Consider the following 16,961-nt stretch of genomic DNA (forward strand, 5'->3'; position numbering starts at 1 on the left):
GCGCCCATGATAGGCAGTTACGGGCGGAAGTCAAGTGCCGCCGGCGCGCTACCGCTCGCCCAGGTAGTGCAGGATCTCGCGCTCGCGCATGATGGTGATCTTGTTCTCCTTGGCGAAGAGGACCTCTTCGTCCTCATCCCAAGGCACTTCGCCCCGCGACTCGTCGGGCTTGGCGTCGCCCACGATCACGTAATCGGTGGTCATGGACACCTTTTCGGCGAGGGTGCAGGGGTAGCGCGAGAGCATCTGTTCGATGCGGGGTTCGAGGAATCTCCCCTTGAGGCGGAACTCGAGTTTGGTGCCGCGTTTGAAGGCGGGGTTGACGATGAGCATGCCGGGCAGGATCGGGTCGAGCTCGTCCTGCTTGATGACCTTGGCGCGGGAGATCTGGTCCATGACCTGGCGGATCTGGATCTGACCCTTCTCGCGGCGGCCGTCCTCGTCGCCCTTCTCGAAGACTGAGAAGAACATGCCCACTTCCACCCAGTCCTTGCGGCCGACGTCCACCATCACGTGCTGGCCGTCGGCGTCCGCCGTGAGGATCTTGCCGTCGGCCGGCTCGGCGCCGGTGCCGCTCACGAGGGCTTCGAGCTTCTTCTTCGGGAACTGGAGGTCCTTGATCACCTCGGCGTCCTTCTTGCGCTGTTCTTCGAGCACGCGGATGCTCTTCTCGGCCGAGGCGAGGTCCTTGGTGAGCTTGGTGGCGCGCGTCTTGAGTTCCTCGACCTCGGCGGTGAGGCGCTCGCGGATCTCATCGCGCTCCTTCTCGACCTTGGCGAGGTCTTCGCGCACCTTTGCGACGGCCTCTTGTTCGACCTTGATCTGCTTGTCCTTGGTCTTGGCGGCTTCCGCGCCGTCGCGGAGGGCGGTCTCGCGCTGCTCCTTGGCGGTGGCGAGTTCGCGTTCGAGGCCGGCGACCACTTTCTCGAGGCCGGCGCAGCGGTCGGCGTAGCCGGCGACGAGCGTCTTGAGGTCCACGAACGCCTTGGCGGCGGGGCCCTCGACGTCGGCCAGGGCCGGCAGGGGGGCCTTCTTGAGGAGTTCTTCCTTGAGGGTGGTGAATTCGCGTTCGGCGCCTTCGAGCGTGAAGCCGATGAGGCGCTCGTACTCGCGGAAGCGGTTCTGCGCCTTCTGGCCCTCCGCGGTCTTCTCCTTGAGGCGGTCCTCGGTGACCACCAGCTTCTTCTCAAGGTCCCCGACGCTGAGGCCCAGCACCACCGTGCTGCCGATGAGGCCCACCACGAGAACCGTGAGAACGATGATCGGCACAGGGGAGCCACCGCGGCCGCGAGCGATCCGGCGGGTCGCCATTCCATCCACTCCTATGCTTTAGGTCCAGACGCCGGGGGGCGCTTGAGCGCCGCCCCCGCTAGTGTGCGTATTCTACCGTTGCGGATAGAGATATGTCAAGCCCAAATGATGGGGTGGGGAAAAGTGCCGGGTGCGCGGCGATTCCGCCGTGGCTGAGCGGGCATCTTGCAAAGTGCGCAGGCTTCTGCTAGAATGCCCCGCCGTGGGCGAATCCACAGCCCGCGGGGCGCGCCATGGCGGATGCATACGTGGGCTTGGGCAGCAACGTGGGCGACCGCGCGGCCCTGCTGGCCGAGGCGCTCCGCCGCCTGGCGGGCTGCGAGGGGGTCGAACTCGTCGCCGTGTCGCCCTTCGCCGATACGGAGCCCGTGGGCGGGCCGCCAGGCCAGCCCAGGTTTCTCAATGCCGTGGCGCACGTGCGTGTCTGCCTGTCGCCCGAGGCGCTGCTCGACCGGCTGCTGGCCATCGAGGAGGCGCTGGGGCGCGTGAGGGCCGAACGCTGGGGTCCGCGGACGATTGACCTGGACCTTCTGCTCTATGACGACGTGGTGAGGCGGGGGGAGCGGCTGACGCTGCCGCACCCGCGGATGCACGAGCGGCGGTTCGTGCTCGAGCCGCTGGCCGCCCTCGCCCCGGGGGTGGTGCATCCGGTTCTGGGGCGCACCGCCGCACAACTGCTGGTCGCACTGGGGACAGAGCCATCATGAGCCGCAAGTTCACCTACATCGCCGTCGAGGGCCCGATCGGCGTGGGCAAGACCACCCTGGCCCTCGCCCTCGGCAAGGCCCTGGACGCGCGCGTGATCCTCGAGGAGTCCGAGGCCAACCCCTTCCTTCTCCATTTCTACGAGAACCCCGCGCGCTACGCCTTCCAGACCCAGCTCTTCTTCCTCGCCTCCCGCTACAAGCAGCAGCAGGAGATCTTCCAGCGCGACCTCTTCCACCAGACCACCGTCACCGACTATCTGTTCGAGAAAGACAGCGTCTTCGCCAGCGTGACCCTGAGCGACGAGGAACTGCGCCTCTACCACCGCTTCGCCAGCTACCTGGCCTCGGGCATTCCCAAGCCCAACATCGCCATCCTGCTCCAGGCCAGCGTCGAGTCGCTCATGGCCCGCATCCGCAAGCGCGGACACGACTTCGAGGCGCCGATGGAGGTGGACTACCTGCGCAAGGTGGTGGAAACCTATAACCGGCACTTCTTCGACTACTCGGCCACCCCGCTGCTGGTCGTGAATACCGACGAGGTGAACGTGGCCGCCGACCCTGCCGAGCTGGCCAACCTGATCGAGCAGATGGGCCGCCTCGAGAGCGGCGTGCAGTTCTATGCCCCCGTTGCCCGAAAAGGCCGCTGAACGCGGGGAGCCCGCCCCTTCGATGGAAATCCTCACGACCATCGCCTCCCTTCGCGCCTTCCTTCGGCCGCACCGAGCCGCGGGCCGCACCCTGGGCTTCGTGCCCACCATGGGCGCGCTGCACGAGGGACACCTGAGCCTCCTGCGCCGCGCCAAGGCCGAATGCGACCTCGCCGTCGCCAGCATCTTCGTCAACCCCACCCAGTTCGCCCCCACCGAGGACCTCGCCCGCTACCCGCGCGACCTCGAGGGCGACCGCCGCCTGTGCGCGAGCGTGGGGGCGGACGCCGTTTTCGCCCCCGCCCCTGCCGAGATGTACCCCGAGGGCGCCGCCACGTGGGTGATCCAGGACGATGCGACCGCCCGCTGCCTCGAGGGCGAGCACCGGCCCACGCACTTCCGCGGCGTGCTCACCGTGTGCCTCAAGCTCTTCCATATCGTGCAGCCCGATCGCGCGTACTTCGGCCAGAAGGACTTTCAGCAGGCCCTCCTCGTGCGGCGCATGGTGCGCGACCTCGATCTGCCGATGGAGCTGGTCGTGTGCCCCATCGTGCGCGAGGCCGACGGCCTGGCGATGAGCTCGCGCAACCGCTATCTCGACGCCGCCGCGCGGCGGCAGGCGGCGAGCCTCTCGCGCGGGCTGGAGAGGGCCCGCGCCGCCGCGGCCGTCGGCGAGCGCAGCGCCGCGAAGCTCGCCGATGTGATTCGCTCGGAGATCGTTGCCGCCGGCCCGTGCGAGATTGACTACATCGCGATCGCCGACCCCGAGACGCTGGCCCCTGTGGCCGTCGTCGAGAAGCCTGTGGTGGCCCTTCTCGCCGTCCGCATCGCCGGCACCCGCCTCATTGACAACCTCATTCTTGCCCCGTGATCGCGTGCGAGGCAGCCGCGAAGCTGCGCGTTGAAGCCAGGGCGTCGGCGGTGGGCGCTCCGGCATGAGAGATGGACACGATGGACGGAATGGACGGGTGGCAGTGTTTGGTGGATTCTGCCCATTGGGCGACATCGTCGGCGGTGGTGGGGCGAAGGGCGATGAGGCGGGCGAGGCGGGGGTCGTGCAGCTCCCAAAGCGCGAGGCGGTGGTGGCGGAGGAAGTCTTCGTAGTCGCGGCGGAGTTCCTCGAGGCTGGCGTGGGCGATGTTCTGGACGCCGGAGCGGGCGGCCTGGACCATCTGGTCATGGGTGCGGCTGCTTGGGGGGATGAAGCGTCCGCAGAACCGGACGGTGAGGTCGTAGATGAGCTGGGCCACCTGGAAGCTCTTGAGGCGCCGGTAGCCGCCGTGGGGAGGAAGGATGAGGTCGGGCGAGGGGGGCAGCTTCATTCGAGGGGCTCCTGGGGGAATGGGCATGATGGACAGTATGGACAGGATGGATCGGGGCGGGATGGGCCTGTCCATCTTGTCCATAGTGTCTATTGGCTCAGCCCCTCCTGTCCAGGAAGCCAACCGCTCGCTTCTGCCGGTGGCGCCAGGGCCTCGCGCTCGATCGGCGTTATCTTCGCACGGCAGGGCCTGGGTTTCAAGGACGGCACCAGGCCCGGCAGCGTCGCTTGACCCTGCCCCGAAGCGGGCTCGAGCGCCGGAGGGGGCGGGTGTCGTGTTGGGAGGTCTAGGCCACTTGATGGGTCTCGCTGGACCGCGAGGGCGGCAGACCTGAGGTGCTTTGGCCTCGATGGCCTGAATGACTTGCTCGCGGCCGTCAATCAGGGTTCCTGGGGGTCTGGCGGGTCTGCGGGAGGGCTCTCCCGGGTGGGTGGTGGGTGCACCCTGTCCATACTTGCTCAACCCTGAGAGGAGGGAGGTGAGCAAGTATGGGTAGAAGGGCGAGGATCGGCGATCCTCGCGGTTCCGGCCATTCGCGCTCACCTGGGGGATGAGCAAGTATGGGAGGGGGAATGGCCGGGAGCGTAAAGCATTGTGGGATATATGGTTGCGGTGTGGCCGCACTGACGCTTCAACACCAGTCCCGCGCTCTCCGACGGCTCGCGCGACGGGATTGCTGAACCCTGGGGAGCCGCGATTGAGATGCGAGCCGTGGGGGCGGCTACCAAGCCGCGGCGTATCAATGGGCGCTGTGAACGCGCACCCCACGACCACGTGCGGGTGAAGGACGCCCTTGGGTCTTCTAGACTTGCGGTGCCGCGTTGGCTTGAGCCGCAGCCTGCGCGCCGGCGCGGCGGTCGTTGATGATCCCCTTCATCCGCTTCCCCATCTTGAAGTCCACCACGGTCTTGGGGGGGACTTCGACGACCTGGCCTGTCTTGGGGTTGCGGGCCTTGCGGGCGGCGCGCGAGACCGTCTCGAAGACGCCAAAGTCGCGGAACTCGAGGCGATTGCCGTTGGCGAGTTCGTTGATGCACTCGTCGAGGAAGGCCTGAACGATGTCCCGCACGAGCATCTGACGGTGCTTGAGCTTCTCGGCAATGGTGTTCGTGAGTTCCTTCTTCGTCGTCGTTCCCATCGGCGAGCCCCCTTTCTCTGGCAGCCGCGGTGCCCCGGCAGCACGATACGCCAGGCGGGTCGGAGCGGCTGGCCGTCCTGCCTGTGGGTCCCCAGAGTTCACGCACTTATGTCTTCGCGCTTGATGCTAAGCATTGTGGCAGCACAGCGCTTACGCCGTCAGGCGTTGACACATGTAGCCATGTTCCGGGGGTATGGGAATTGTAGCATGGCCCGCGCCGTTTTGCAACGAAAAATCATAAATTTCATGAACTTATGGTGTTTGGGCGTCGGGTGGGCGTCGGGTGCATGAAGAGGCCCTGCGGGTCGCGGGGCGTCCGCAGGGCCTGAGGGTGCGAAGGGGGAAGCTCGACGGTTACCTCTTGCGCCAGAGGGCGGCGCCGTAGCGGGCCTGGGCGCCGAGTTCCTCCTCGATGCGCAGGAGCTGATTGTACTTGGCGATCCGGTCGCTGCGGCAGGCCGAGCCGGTCTTGATCTGCCCGGTGTTCGCGGCCACCACGATGTCGGCGATCGTCGCGTCCTCGGTCTCGCCCGAGCGGTGCGAGACCACGGCGGTCATGGCGTGGGTGTGAGCGAGCTGGATGGTGTCCAGCGTCTCGCTCAGGGTGCCGATCTGGTTGACCTTGATGAGGATGGAGTTCGCGGTGCCCTCGGCGATGCCGCGCTGGAGGAACTTGACGTTGGTGACGAAAATGTCGTCGCCCACGATCTGGATTCTGGCGCCGAGCGCTTCGTTGAGCTTGCGCCAGCCGGCCCAGTCGTTTTCGGCCAAGCCGTCTTCGAGCGAGCGGATGGGGTAGCGGTCGCACAGGTCGGCGTAGAAGGCGATCATCTCTTCGGCCGACAACTGGCGGTTTTCGGAGGCGAGCACGTACTTGCCGGGGGCCCGGATGCCGCGGCCCTTGGCATCCTCGCCGTAGAAGGAGCTGGCCGCGGGGTCGAGGGCGATGAAGACGTCCTCGCCCGGCTTGTAGCCGGCCTTCTCGATGGCCTCCATGATCACCTTCAAGGCGTCCTCGTTCGACTTCAGGTCGGGCGCGAAGCCGCCCTCGTCGCCCACGGAGGTCGAGAGGCCGCGCTTGCTGAGGACCTTCTTGAGGCTGTGGAAGACCTCGGCGCCGATGCGGAGCGCCTCGCGGAAGCTGGGCGCGCCGAAGGGCATGATCATGAACTCCTGGAGGTCCACGTTGTTCGCGGCGTGCTTGCCGCCGTTCAGGATGTTCATCATGGGCACAGGCAGCACCCGGGCGTTGGTGCCGCCGATGTAGCGGTAGAGGGGCAGGCCGAGGGCGTTCGCGGCGGCCTTGGCCACGGCCAGCGACACGCCCAGGATGGCGTTCGCGCCCAGGTTGGCCTTGGTCGGCGTGCCGTCGAGCTGGCACATCCGCGTGTCAATGCCGGCCTGGTCGAGCGCGTCGGTGCCCACGAGCTCGGGCGCGAGGACCTCGTTGACGTTGGCCACGGCCTTGGTGACGCCCTTGCCGCCGTAGCGGGCCTTGTCGCCGTCGCGCAGCTCTACCGCCTCGTTCTCGCCCGTGGAGGCGCCCGACGGCACGGCCGCGAGGCCCACGGCTCCGCATTCCAGCTCCACTTCGACCTCGACGGTGGGGTTGCCGCGCGAGTCGAGAATCTCACGCCCCTTGACGCCGACGATCATGGTCACGGTTTCTTTCTCCCAAAGATGTTCAGGCAGTTCCGCACCTCGCCGAGCAGTTCCTCGGGCTTGAAGGGCTTGCGGATGAAGGCGTAGGCGTCCAGCACCGAGGCCAGCGCCACCGTATCGTCGTCGCCCTTCGCCGACAGAAAGATGATCGGCACATCGCGCGTCTTCGGGTCGAAGCGCAGCTTGTCGCACACCGCCAGGCCGTCCATGCCCGGCATGGCGATATCCAGCAGCACGAGATCGGGGAGTTGCGCCTTGGCCTTCGCGATGCCCGACGGCCCATCCGTCGCTCGTTCCACCGCGTAGCCCTCGCCCGCCAGCAGGGTGGCGATCAACTGAAGCGTATCCGGATCATCGTCCACCACCAGAATCCGCTCATTGCGCGCCATGGCGAGGCTCCTCGACACGCTCCGGCCCTGAGGACACACTGCCTATTATACCGAGCACGCTTGCCCGGTCAAGTTCGGCGGAGTGCGGACGGGGCCCTCGGCCGCCGCACACCGGGCTCGATCCGGCGCAGCCACCGGCGGCCGACCGCTGCCGACATGCGCGCGGCCGCCCGTGTGGGGGCGGCCGCGTCGGGGGTGTGCGTGAGGGCGCACGCGCCGCTCAGCTACAGCAGCAGTCGTCGTCGCAGCAGCCGGCGCCTTCGGCGAGGCCCTCGTTGATCAGGTATTCGGCGCTCTGGCGCACGGCGGCCTCCATGTCCGTCGCGCAGTTGTCGAGCTCGACCAGCAGCCACTTGGTGCCGGCCTTCTCGGCGGCCTTCACGGCGGCCGGGATGTTCACCTTGCCGGCGCCCACGGCCGTGTGCGGCGTGCAGGGGCGGCCGTCCTTGTCCTTCTCGAGCGTCCCGTCTTTGACATGCAGCAACGGCACGCGGCCCTTGAGCATCGGCAGGTACTTCTCGGGGTCGGTGCCGCCGAACTTCGTCCAGTAGATGTCGAGCTGGGCGAACGCCTTCTTCGTGAGCGACATGAAGAGGGCGTGGGGCAGCTTGCCCTCGACCAGGTGGTCGAACTCGCACCAGTGGTTGTGGATGCCGACCTTGAGGCCGTAGGGCGCGACCAGCTCGGCGCCCGCCTCGACCTTGGCCGCGAACGCCTTGATGGCCTCGGCGTCCTTGAACTGATCGATCCAGCCGCCGGTCACGATGTAGCCGATGCCCAGGGCCTTCGCGTCGTCCACCACCTGGTTCAAGTTGTTCTTGTCGGGGCAGGGCATGTGGGCCGAGACGGCGATCAGGCCGAGGTCGGCCACGATCTTCGCCACGTCGGCCGCCTTCATGTTGTGCAGGCCCGCGTACTCCACGCCCGCGTAGCCCATGTCGGCCACCTTCGCCAGCACGCCGGGAAAGTCCTTCGCGGCGGCTTCGCGCAGCGAGTAGAGCTGCAACCCGAGCGGAAGGGCCATCCGATTCTCCTTATGCACCCTCGTGTTTGCGCCTGGCCTGCCCAATGCTGGCCAATGTAGGCCCATATTCTACGACTCCGCTCCCCGCCTGTCAAAGCGTGGGCCGGCTCCCCCTCACAAGGGCATCCGGGCCGCGCGGCACCACTTGACGCTACACATAGCAATGTGTAGACTGGATACCGGTGGCGAAGGGTACGCAGGGAGCCCCTGGCAGGGAGGACACGACGATGGCGACGAATCTGGCCTTGGACGATAGGCTGATCGAGACGGCGCGGCGGATTGGCCGGCACAAGACAAAGAAAGAAGCCGTCACGACCGCGCTCAAGGAGTACATTCAGTATCGGCGGCAGCTTCGCATTCTGGACCTGGCGGGGACGATAGACTACGACCCCTCCTACGACTACAAAGCCGCGCGGAGGGGGCCGCGGTGAGCGTGGTCGTTGACACCTCGGTCTGGTCGCTCGCCCTGCGCCGCAAGCGCGAGCACCTCAACAGCACTGAGACCCTGTTGGTCGCGGAGTGGGCCGGACTCATCCGTCGGAGGGAGGTCATGCTGCTTGGCCCGATTCGGCAAGAGGTCCTATCAGGAATCAGGAACGAGGGGGCATTCGCCAAGCTTCGCCTGGCGCTCCGCGCGTTCCCCGACGAGCGGCTATCCGCCGAGGACTATGAACGCGCCGCCTGGTGCTTCAACTTCTGCCAAAGCAAGGGTATCGCGGGCTCGTCCGCGGATTTCCTCATCTGCGCCGTTGCCCTGCGCCGCGACGTTGCCATCTTCACCACTGATGGCGACTTTGCCTGCTACGCCCGCCATCTCCCCATCCGCCTGCACCGGCCCGCCCTCTGAGCCCGATCCCCCGCTTTACCCCTTGATCACGCCCAGCGGCCGCATGCGGCACACCTTGCGCGAGAGGCCGGCGCGGTGCACCACGTCCACCACCTCGTTCACGTCCTTGTAGGCCGCGGGCTGCTCCTCGGCCAGGCCCTTCCAGTCGGTGCCGCGCACGATGATGCCCTTGTCCTCGAGGCGCTTGGCCACGTCGCGGCCGTGGGCGGTGCGGATGGCCTGACCGCGCGACATGACGCGCCCGGCGCCGTGGCAGGTGGTGCCGAACGTCTCCTCCATCGCCTTCTGGGTGCCGACGAGGAGGTAGGAGTTGCGGCCCATGTCGCCGGGGATGATGACGGGCTGGCCGATATGGCGGTACTCGGGCGGCAGCTCGGGATGGCCGGGCGGGAAGGCGCGTGTGGCGCCCTTGCGGTGGACGCACAGCGTGCGCTCGCGCCCGCCCACCGTGTGCCGCTCCATCTTGGCGATGTTGTGGGCCACGTCGTAGAGGAGGTCCATGCCCAGCTCGTTGGGGCTGGCCTTGAAGAACTCCTCGAAGGCCAGGCGCACGAGGTGCATGAGGGCCTGGCGGTTGGCCCAGGCGTAGTTGGCGGCGCAGCGCATGGCGCCCAGGTAGCGCTGGCCTTCGGGCGAGTTGACGGGCGCGCACGCGAGCTGGCGGTCGGGCAGGCCGATCTGGTAGCGCTGCGCGGCCTTGACCAGAGAGTGGACGTACTCGTCGCAGACCTGGTAGCCGAAGCCGCGCGAGCCCGAGTGGATCATCACGGTGATCGAGCCGACGCCGAGGCCGAAGGCGTCGGCCGCGGCCTGGTCGTACACCTCGTCCACGACCTGCACCTCGACGAAGTGGTTGCCGGAGCCGAGGGTGCCGCACTGGCCGGCTCCGCGCTGGTAGGCGCGGTCGCTCACCAGGTCGGGGTCGGCGCCCTCGAGGCAGCCGCCGGCCTCGGTGTGGGCGATGTCCTCGTGCCGGCCGTAGCCCTTGCGGACGACGTAGCGCGCGCCCTCGGCGACGAGTTTGCGCTCCTCGGACGGCGAGAAGTGGATGTGGCCGCTCTTGCCCACGCCGCAGGGCACGGTAGCGAAGAGTTTCGCGACGAGGCCGCGGAGATCGCGGCGAACGGCGTCCTCGGTGAGCTTCGTGCGGAGGAGGCGCACGCCGCAGTTGATGTCATAGCCCACGCCGCCGGGCGAGACCACGCCGCCCTCGTCGGGGTCGGTGGCGGCCACGCCGCCGATCGGGAAGCCGTAGCCCCAGTGGATGTCGGGCATGGCCATCGAGCGGCCCACGATGCCGGGCAGGAAGGCCACGTTGGCCACTTGCTCGGGCGCGTTGTCGCTCATCACCTGCTGGATCATCGCGTCGTCGGCGTAGATCACACCGTCGGTGAGCATCCCGTGCTTGTACGAACGGGGAATGCGCCAGCGGCAGTCGTCCAGGCGGTCGAGGGGGCCGTGCCAGGCTCTATCGCTCATGGAGGCAACTCCTGTGAGGATGGGGGATGAATGGGTGGGCTGGATGAATGGATGGGTGAAACAGCCGCTTGGCAACCATCCATGTATCCACCCATCCCCCTTCATTATACCTCAAACGTCGAAGAGCACGTCGGCGAGCCAGCCGTCCGGCGTCCGTTCCACCCGGAAGCCGTGATAGGTGACGGCCTTGATCTCAGTGCCGCCGCGGTGGCGGCCGGGGTCGAAGCGCTCGCCGTGGCAGCGGGCGCGGAGATGGGTCTCGCTCGCCTCGATTTCGAAGCGGTGGGGCAGGAAGCCCTCGGCGCTGAAGCGGAAGAGCAGCTCGCGCAGCCAGGTGTGGACGAGTTCCTCGGCGTCGTCGGCCTCGAGGGCGATCTCGGCGGCCAGCTCTTCGCGAGCCTCGCCGGCCTCGACGAGGATGGCGAACATGCCCTCGGCGCAGGCCGCGAGCAGCTCGGGCAGCGAGTCGCCGCGGGCGCGGATGCCCACGTCGGCCGTGTGGTCGAGGAAGTCGAAGGAGTGCACGGGCGGCTCCAGTCCTCAACTCGTCGGTCGGTCGCGCCACTCCAGTCGATCGGCAGCGTCTCTCAGCGTCCCACCGAGGAACCACAGATCGACGGGGCGGCTGGTCCGCCGGTAAAGTTGCGTGAGAAGCGAGTGCCGGAGCGGATAGACCTCAACCCGCGGCCACTCGAACGCAATGCTCTCGAAATTCCTGCGATCCTATGCAACGAACGCTGCATCGGCGAGCCGCCCCGCGGGATGTGTGATGCTGTCCATCTCCGCAAACTTCTCCAGGGCCTCCGTAGCCAGTCTGAGTTCTCGCATCCGTCTTGCCCTCTGGACCTTCCCATGGTTGGGGTTGCCCACGTAGACGGAGCCGTGGACCACCTCCGAGTAGTGGAAGCTCAGGCCGAACATCAGGAGTGCGTTCGCGAGCGCCAGCCCGTTCATCAGTCGCTTGTTGGCCACACAGAGACCCCCACGGACGCCCACCAGGCAGTCCCGAAGGGACGGTAGTGCGTCACCGCCAGATGTAACGGTCGTCGTAGGCCACGCCGTGTCGCTTGAGCAAGGCGATGAACTCCTGGCGGAAGTCTACGGCCTTGTGGTGTTCCTCCTGGGCCTGAATGTAGGCCATCAGGCGAGGAAGCCCCGAAGACGACACGGTGAAGGCGCCGTAGCTTTCCTGCCAGTACAGATCCCTGAGTTCGGGGAACGTCTCGTGGATCCACTTCGAGGAGTTGCCCTTGATGAGCTGGATGAACTTGGCGAGGGCGAGGGTCGGGCCAGCGATCGCGGCCAGGTGAATGTGGTCTCGGGTGCCGTTGGCTGCGAGCAGTTGTCCGTCGGCGTTGCGGATGATGCCGCCGATGTACTGGCAGGTTCTGGGCAGAGCCTCGGGGGTGATGAGCGGGCGCCGCTCCTTGGTGGAGAACACGATATGGTACATGAGGCTCGTGTAAGCCACGCCTTCTCTCGTGCTGTCCCTTCGGGACTGCCTTTCGTGAGTCTCGAGGTCCGGCGGCTGAAGCCGCCGGCCAAATCCTGCCGTCGCTTCGCGACAGAGAGCGGCCGTTTCACCGCCGTGCCTCGACGCCCGAAGCCGCAGCCAAGTCCCGCCGGCGCTTGACGACTGAGAGGCCAGGCTCGATCTATGAGCACCGATGCTGGGGGAGAGCATCGGTTGATAGCGGCCCCCTGTTCGTCCCGCAGGGATGGCAGAACTCACCGCCGGCTCAGCGGCACGCGGGTGGTGACGTCCTTGAGCACGAGGTCGAACTCGCGGGCGCGCGGCGGGACCACGAAGACGTAGGTCTCGATCGTGGCCTCGCCGGGGGTGAGGAGCAGGGTTTGCTTCTTCTCTTCGCGGTCGAAGGTCGAGCGCGTCATGCCCGCGATGCGGCGCACGAAGCCGTAGGGCAGCGACTTGCCGTCGCGCCCATAGCGCAACATCACGTCGGCGGTGCGCTCGTCGGCCCAGGAGAAATAGACGCGCTGCGGGCTCTTGTCGGTGGGCTCGAACTTCACGCGCACCTCGAGGAGCTGCTGGCCGGGCACGATGTGGTCCTTGCGGGCGTCGAACGGGTCGCGGTAGACGTCCACCGGCCACGCAGGGGCGATCTTCAGCGGCACGTCGGCCAGCGAGTCGGGCGCGGTCATGGCCGTGCGGATCCAGCCCTCGAACCAGGCCTGGCCGAAGAGGGCCCGCACCCGGCACCACTCCCCGCGCGCCTCGTGCATCTCCACGCGCATTCCCTCGCTCAACTCGCCGATCTGCGCCTGCTCGAACTGCACGGGCACCCGGTCCTGGATGATCACCACGTGGCGCAGGCCCGCGGGTCCCTTCTCCTTGTCTTTGGGCTCGGCTTCGCCGGCGGAGGCCGAGCACGCCAGGAGCAGCACGGTGACGGGAAGGCTGAGTTTGAGCGGGTTCATCGGTTTCCTCCTGTTCCCCACAGGCGAGGCGAATGCTCTATGGGCATCATAGACCCGGATCGGGGGCTTGTCAAGGATGGCGTGCGCGCTATCGCGCCTTCACCGCCGTCCAGATCTCGTCGTAGAGCTTGCTGTCGTCGCCCAGGTCCTCCAGGTATTCGAGCTTCTTGAGGGTTTCCTCGGGGGGATAGATGGCCGGGTTCTCGCGGTCCTCCTGCTTGAGGAGGGGCAGGCTGGCCGCGTTGGGCGTGGCGTAGCAGGTGAACTCCGAGAGGCGCGCGCCCACCTTGGCGTCGAGGATGAAGTTGATGAACTGGTGCGCGGCGTCGGGGTTCGGGGCATTCACGGGAATGGTCATGGCGTCCACCCAGATGATCGAGCCCTCCCTGGGCACGCCATAGGCCAGTTGGTCGTTCTCCTGGCAGGCCTTGAGGGCGTCGCCGCTGTAGACCACGGCGAGCGTGGCCGTGCCGTCGGCCACCTTGTTCTTGCCGCCCACGCCGCCCTCGAAGCCGAGGCACCGCGTGCTCCTCTTCGCCGCCAGGATGAGGTCGCTCGCGGCCCGCACCTCGTCGGGCTTGCGCGAGTTCACCGAGGCCCCGTGCATCTTGAGCGCCACGGCCATCATGTCGCGCATCGAGTCGATCAGCACGAAGAGGCCGGGCTGCTTCGCGGGCTCGAGCAGCAGCGACCACGACAGCTCGGCGGCCTGCGGCACCTTGTCCTTGCGATACAGCAGGCCCATCGTGCCCCACTGATAGGGGAGGCTGTACTTGCTGCCTGGGTCGTACGGCGGGTTGGCGAACTGCGGGCTCACGTTCTTCGCGTTCGGCAGCTTCGCCGCCTCGAGCGGCTGGAGGAGGCCGAGCTTGGTCAGCACGGGGATCGCGTGGTCGCTCACCACCACCACGTCGTACTGGCTGGCACCGCCGGCCTGCTGGAGCTTGGCCATCATCTCCTCGGTGGCCTCGTACACGTCCAGGCGCACGCGGATGCCCGTCTGCGCCTCGAACTCCCGGGGCAGCTCGGGGTCAATGTACTCCGAGTACATGTAGACCGTGACCTGCGGCTTCGGCTTCTCGGCCTGCGAGCAGCCGAGGGCGAGGGCGGCCAGGGCCAACGCGGCGACGCGGCGCATGGTCAATCCTTTCGATAGCGGGTCAGAGCCTCCAGCGACACGACGAGCAGCACTGTAGCAAGAACGATGAGCGTTGACAAGGCGTGGAGCTCCGGCGTGATGCCGCGGCGGAGCGAGGCGTAGATGTAGAGCGGCAGGGTGGTGGAGTCCGGCCCCGCCGTGAAGAAGCTGATCACGAAGTCGTCGAGCGACAGCGTGAAGGCCAGCATGGCCCCCGCCGCAATGCCCGGGGCGAGCAGCGGCAGCGTCACGCGGCGGAAGACGACGGATGGCGTGGCGTAGAGGTCGCGCGCCGCCTCGTCGAGCGTGCGCCCCATCGTCGCCAGGCGGCTGCCCACCACCAGCGCCACGAACGCGATCTGAAACGTCACATGGCCCAGCACCATCGTCAAGAGGCCGGGATTGAACGCCCCGCTCACGGCGCGCAGAAACTGGTAGGCCACCACCAGGGCCGCGGCGAAGAGGATGTCGGGTGTCACCACGGGCAGATAGACCAGCAGATCGAGCAGGCGGCGCACGCCCTTCGGCCAGGGGAATCGCGCCAGGGCCATGGCCAGCGCCGTGCCCAGCACTGTGGCGATGGCCGTAGAGGCGGCGGCGAGCACCAGGCTGTTCCACGCGGCCTCGAGCACGGCCGGGTTATCAAGGAGGCGCGCATACCACCGCAGCGTGAACCCGCGCCACACCGTGCCCACGCGCGAAGCGTTCACCGAGAAGACGGCCACGGCCATCAGGGGGGCGTACAGCAGCACGAAGGTGGCGATGGCCAGCAGACCCACGAGCGGGTGGATGCGGCTTCTCATCGCGCGGCCTCCTGGCGCGCCGGCCTGTGAATGACGAAGAGCCCGACGAGCGTGAGGATGAGCAGCGCGAGGCTCACGGCCGCGCCGAACGGCAGGTCGCGGCTCGCGCCGAACTGCTGCTGAATCAGGTTGCCGACGAGCATGTACTTCGCCCCGCCCAACAGGTCGGGCACCACGAACGCCCCGATGGCGGGGATGAACGTGAGGATCGTGGCCGCCGCGAGGCCGGGCAGCGTCTGCGGCACGATGGCATGCAGGAACACGCGGGGGCGCGAGGCGTACAGGTCGCGCGCCGCCTCGACCAGCGACCAGTCGAGCCGCTCGACCACCGCGTAGAGCGGCAGCAGCGCGAACGGCAGCTCGCTCGAGACCATGCCCACGAACACGGCGAACGGCCCGGGATACAACCCCGCCTCCGCCGGCACGAAGCGGAAGATCATCATCCAGCCGTACGTGCGGATCACCAGGTTGGTGCAGAACGGCACGATGGCGAGGCCGAGCAGCACGTAGCGGGTCACCCGCGACCGCCCGGCGATGAAGAAGGCCAGCGGATACGACAGGGCCACGCACAGCACGGTCGTCACGAAGGCGACCCACAGGCTCCGGCCCAGGATGCGCACATAGTCGGCCGACCAGCCGAACGCCCCGTAGCCGAGCAGGCGGCGGAAGTTCTCTGTTGTGAAGTCCCAGGTGATTTCGCCGTACGGCCCGCGCTGGGCGAAGGCGAGGGCGACCAGGGCGATCATCGGCAGCACGAGAAGCACCAGCAGCCAGACCACGGCGCCGAGGCCGAGCAGCGCGCCCTCGCCCCAGAGCCGGCGGCGCGTCACGAGGCGCCCGTACCACACGATCAGCGGCAGCGCGCGCACATTTGCACGCCGAAGCTCAGCCATCGAGCGCCTCCAGGTGGTCCGCCGGCAGCTCGAGCCACGTGTCGTCGCCGATGCGGAGGGCGGCGGCCGGCTCTGCCCGCACGCGCAGCGGTCCGGGCTCCATGAAGAGGTCCACGTGGTCGCCGCAGTAGATCACCTCCCGCACCCGGGCGCGGACGGCGTTGGCGGCGGGACGCTCCTTGCAGAGTCGCACCCGTTCGGGCCGGATGGCCAGCGTGCCCTCCTCCCAGAGCGGCCGGCAGCGCGGGGTCAGGGCGCCGAGCCGCGTCTCAACGCTCCCGCCCGACGCCGTGCCCGGGATCAGATTCGCCGAGCCGAGGAATTCGGCGACAAAGCGGGTGCGGGGGCGCTCATAGACCGCGGCAGGCGGGCCGCTCTGCTCGATCTGCCCCTCGCGCATCACGAAAAGGCGGTCCGAGACGGTCATCGCCTCGTCCTGGTCGTGGGTCACGAGCAGAAACGCCCTGCCGAGCTGGCGCTGGAGGCGGCGGAGTTCGAGCCGCACCTCGCCCCGCAGCTTGGCGTCGAGGGCCGACATCGGCTCGTCGAGCAGCAGCACCTCGGGCTCGTTCACCAGCGCCCTCGCGAGGGCCACCCGCTGCTTCTGCCCGCCCGAGAGCTGGTGCGGGTGGCGGCGGGCGAAGTCGCCCAGGCGCAACAGGTCGAGCGCCGCCCCCACGCGGCGGGCCACCTCGGCCTGCGGCACCTTGCGGCTGCGCAGCCCGAAGGCCACGTTCTCGAACACGCTCAGGTGGGGGAAGAGCGCGTAGTCCTGGAACACCGTGTTCACCGAGCGGCGGTGGGCGGGCAGGCGCGTGATGTCGTGGCCGCTCAGGATCACGGAGCCGGCGTCGGCCAGCTCGAGGCCCGCGATGATTCGGATGAGCGTCGTCTTGCCGCAGCCCGACGGGCCGACCAGGGTGACGAACTCGCCGCCGGCGACCGCGAGGCTTACCTCGCGCAGCACGGGCGTGCCGTCGAAGCTCTTGGTCACGCCCTCGACGTGCAGGTTGCCGCGGCCCTCAGGCATGGCCGGTTGCCCTTTCTGGCCGCCATTGTGCCAGATGGGGCAGGGGAGTCAAGCGGCAAACCTCCCGAAGCGGCCAACCGCTCACCGACCTCCCAGGGGTTGGGAACCCGCGGGAGGTTCTCCGGCGGTTGC

19 protein-coding genes and 1 pseudogene are annotated in these 16,961 nt (G+C 67.8%); 5 read left to right on the plus strand and 15 right to left on the minus strand.

Annotation, left to right across the window (positions count from 1 at the left end; translation table 11 throughout):
• Window positions 1-48: 48 nt before the first annotated feature.
• A complete protein-coding gene (locus PLE19_13475) occupies window positions 49-1,311 on the minus strand; it encodes a hypothetical protein (GenBank protein ID HPD15958.1) in 1,263 nt (420 codons plus the stop codon).
• 233 nt (window positions 1,312-1,544) lie between these two features.
• Between PLE19_13475 and folK the strand changes: the two genes are divergently transcribed.
• Genes folK through panC form a run of 3 tightly spaced genes read left to right on the plus strand, consistent with a single transcriptional unit; the run spans window position 1,545 to window position 3,536 of the window.
• Window positions 1,545-2,018, plus strand: a complete 474-nt coding sequence (gene folK / locus PLE19_13480; protein ID HPD15959.1) for a 2-amino-4-hydroxy-6-hydroxymethyldihydropteridine diphosphokinase — start codon at window positions 1,545-1,547, stop codon at window positions 2,016-2,018.
• The gene (locus tag PLE19_13485; GenBank protein ID HPD15960.1) at window positions 2,015-2,665 is read left to right on the plus strand and encodes a deoxynucleoside kinase; all 651 of its coding nucleotides are present in this window, start codon (window positions 2,015-2,017) and stop codon (window positions 2,663-2,665) included. Before folK ends, PLE19_13485 begins: the two co-directional genes overlap by 4 nt.
• A gap of 22 nt (window positions 2,666-2,687) precedes the next feature.
• Window positions 2,688-3,536, plus strand: a complete 849-nt coding sequence (gene panC / locus PLE19_13490; GenBank protein HPD15961.1) for a pantoate--beta-alanine ligase — start codon at window positions 2,688-2,690, stop codon at window positions 3,534-3,536.
• 214 nt (window positions 3,537-3,750) lie between these two features.
• Here panC and PLE19_13495 read toward each other — a convergent pair.
• The 5 genes and pseudogenes from PLE19_13495 to PLE19_13515 form a co-directional block, all read right to left on the minus strand.
• Window positions 3,751-3,987, minus strand: a pseudogene (locus PLE19_13495) (four helix bundle protein).
• Between the two features lie 802 nt (window positions 3,988-4,789).
• The gene (locus PLE19_13500) at window positions 4,790-5,125 is read right to left on the minus strand and encodes an HU family DNA-binding protein (GenBank protein ID HPD15962.1); all 336 of its coding nucleotides are present in this window, start codon (window positions 5,123-5,125) and stop codon (window positions 4,790-4,792) included.
• Between the two features lie 354 nt (window positions 5,126-5,479).
• On the minus strand, window positions 5,480-6,787 hold the full coding sequence (gene eno / locus PLE19_13505; GenBank protein HPD15963.1) for a phosphopyruvate hydratase: 1,308 nt from the start codon (window positions 6,785-6,787) through the stop codon (window positions 5,480-5,482).
• Complete coding sequence (locus PLE19_13510) at window positions 6,784-7,176, minus strand: response regulator (protein HPD15964.1); 393 nt, start codon at window positions 7,174-7,176, stop codon at window positions 6,784-6,786. The genes eno and PLE19_13510 overlap by 4 nt, the downstream gene beginning before the upstream one ends.
• Window positions 7,177-7,396: 220 nt before the next feature.
• On the minus strand, window positions 7,397-8,200 hold the full coding sequence (locus PLE19_13515) for a sugar phosphate isomerase/epimerase (GenBank protein HPD15965.1): 804 nt from the start codon (window positions 8,198-8,200) through the stop codon (window positions 7,397-7,399).
• Window positions 8,201-8,427: 227 nt separating this feature from the next.
• Here PLE19_13515 and PLE19_13520 point away from each other — a divergent pair, with 227 nt between their 5' ends.
• Together PLE19_13520 and PLE19_13525 are read left to right on the plus strand one after the other, a co-directional pair.
• Window positions 8,428-8,631 (plus strand): type II toxin-antitoxin system VapB family antitoxin, encoded by a 204-nt coding sequence (locus tag PLE19_13520; protein ID HPD15966.1) that lies wholly within the window; start codon window positions 8,428-8,430, stop codon window positions 8,629-8,631.
• On the plus strand, window positions 8,628-9,047 hold the full coding sequence (locus PLE19_13525) for a PIN domain-containing protein (protein HPD15967.1): 420 nt from the start codon (window positions 8,628-8,630) through the stop codon (window positions 9,045-9,047). Before PLE19_13520 ends, PLE19_13525 begins: the two co-directional genes overlap by 4 nt.
• Before the next feature lie 15 nt (window positions 9,048-9,062).
• Here PLE19_13525 and PLE19_13530 read toward each other — a convergent pair whose 3' ends face one another.
• From PLE19_13530 to PLE19_13570, 9 genes are all read right to left on the minus strand, one after another.
• Window positions 9,063-10,526: an RtcB family protein gene (locus PLE19_13530; protein HPD15968.1), complete on the minus strand. Its 1,464-nt coding sequence runs from the start codon at window positions 10,524-10,526 to the stop codon at window positions 9,063-9,065.
• Between the two features lie 111 nt (window positions 10,527-10,637).
• Window positions 10,638-11,051 (minus strand): archease, encoded by a 414-nt coding sequence (locus tag PLE19_13535; protein HPD15969.1) that lies wholly within the window; start codon window positions 11,049-11,051, stop codon window positions 10,638-10,640.
• 198 nt (window positions 11,052-11,249) lie between these two features.
• On the minus strand, window positions 11,250-11,498 hold the full coding sequence (locus PLE19_13540) for a hypothetical protein (GenBank protein ID HPD15970.1): 249 nt from the start codon (window positions 11,496-11,498) through the stop codon (window positions 11,250-11,252).
• A 52-nt stretch (window positions 11,499-11,550) separates the two neighbouring features.
• A complete protein-coding gene (gene tnpA / locus PLE19_13545) occupies window positions 11,551-11,997 on the minus strand; it encodes an IS200/IS605 family transposase (GenBank protein ID HPD15971.1) in 447 nt (148 codons plus the stop codon).
• A gap of 257 nt (window positions 11,998-12,254) precedes the next feature.
• A complete protein-coding gene (locus PLE19_13550; GenBank protein HPD15972.1) occupies window positions 12,255-12,965 on the minus strand; it encodes a hypothetical protein in 711 nt (236 codons plus the stop codon).
• 88 nt (window positions 12,966-13,053) lie between these two features.
• Window positions 13,054-14,103, minus strand: coding sequence for a spermidine/putrescine ABC transporter substrate-binding protein (locus tag PLE19_13555; protein HPD15973.1), 1,050 nt, complete (start codon window positions 14,101-14,103; stop codon window positions 13,054-13,056).
• A 2-nt stretch (window positions 14,104-14,105) separates the two neighbouring features.
• Entirely contained in the window at window positions 14,106-14,906 is an 801-nt protein-coding gene (locus tag PLE19_13560; protein ID HPD15974.1) for an ABC transporter permease, read from the minus strand.
• Window positions 14,903-15,799, minus strand: a complete 897-nt coding sequence (locus PLE19_13565; protein ID HPD15975.1) for an ABC transporter permease — start codon at window positions 15,797-15,799, stop codon at window positions 14,903-14,905. Before PLE19_13565 ends, PLE19_13560 begins: the two co-directional genes overlap by 4 nt.
• A complete protein-coding gene (locus PLE19_13570; protein ID HPD15976.1) occupies window positions 15,792-16,829 on the minus strand; it encodes an ABC transporter ATP-binding protein in 1,038 nt (345 codons plus the stop codon). Before PLE19_13570 ends, PLE19_13565 begins: the two co-directional genes overlap by 8 nt.
• Between the last annotated feature and the right edge of the window lie 132 nt (window positions 16,830-16,961).

This window comes from Planctomycetota bacterium, from assembly GCA_035384565.1.
Lineage (GTDB): Bacteria > Planctomycetota > PUPC01 > DSUN01 > DSUN01 > DAOOIT01.